Source organism: Streptomyces sp. SID14478, assembly GCF_010548525.1.
In the GTDB taxonomy this organism is placed as follows: domain Bacteria; phylum Actinomycetota; class Actinomycetes; order Streptomycetales; family Streptomycetaceae; genus Streptomyces.
The window spans coordinates 1-846 of the sequence record NZ_JAAGMG010001211.1 but is presented as its reverse complement, the minus strand read 5'-3'; the positions used below and the strand labels follow the sequence as shown (position 1 = coordinate 846).

Below are 846 nucleotides of genomic sequence, written 5' to 3'. Positions count from 1 at the left end.
CTGGGCGTTGGCCGTCAGGTCGGCGCGCAGGGAGCCCGCCGCCGAGCGGGGCAGCGACTCCTGCGCCATCTGCGCGAGCAGGTCGGCGACGAGGCCGGTGGGGGAGCCCCAGCGCCGGTACACCGTGGTCTTGCCGACGTCCGCGCGGCGTGCGATGTCGGCCAGGTCGAGCCGGTCGAAGCCCTCCTCGGCGAGGACGTCGCCCGCCGCGTCGAGCACGGCCGCGCGGACACGGGCGGTGCGGCCGCCGGGACGGAGCGTGCCGGGTTCGGGATCGCTGCTCATGACGGCCAGGGTAACGGAACAGCAGGACCGTTTGTGCGGTGACTGTGCGTGTTGACCCACGTCATCGGGCTGGTAGCGTCCGATCACCCAGCAGTTCCCCGTTTCACCTTGCAGTTCTCCGCAACTCAACCGCGACGCCGAGAGGTTGGAGCAATGCCGGACCCCGACAGGGCTGCCGCTGCCCGTGACGAGGCCGAGGAGGCGTCGGCCTTCTCGCACCCCGCCGTCCCGCCGGACGTCACCGCCGCGTACGGAGATCACCCGGATCAGGTCGTCGACTTCTACGCGCCCCGCGACGGCGCGACCGCGGCCCCGCTGGTCGTGGTCCTGCACGGCGGCGCGTGGCGGGCCCCGTACGACCGGGCGCACCTGAGCCCGTTCTGCGACTTCCTGGCCCGGCGCGGATTCGCCGTCGCCAACGTCGAGTACCGGCGCGGGCCGAGGGGCGCGGGCGGCGTCCCCGCGCAGGGCACGGCGCTGCCGCAGCAGAACTCCGGCGGGCCGGTGGCCGGGCGCTGGCCCGAGACGTTCGACGACGTGGCGGCCGTGCTCGACGCGCTG

1 protein-coding gene and 1 pseudogene are annotated in these 846 nt (G+C 74.5%); one reads left to right on the top strand and one right to left on the bottom strand.

Annotated features, from left to right (window positions below):
• Window positions 1-285: helix-turn-helix domain-containing protein (locus tag G3I40_RS38700; protein ID WP_164559497.1), on the bottom strand; the 285-nt coding region annotated here is incomplete at its 3' end.
• Between the two features lie 153 nt (window positions 286-438).
• Here G3I40_RS38700 and G3I40_RS38695 point away from each other — a divergent pair.
• A pseudogene (locus G3I40_RS38695) lies at window positions 439-846 on the top strand (alpha/beta hydrolase); the annotation flags it as partial.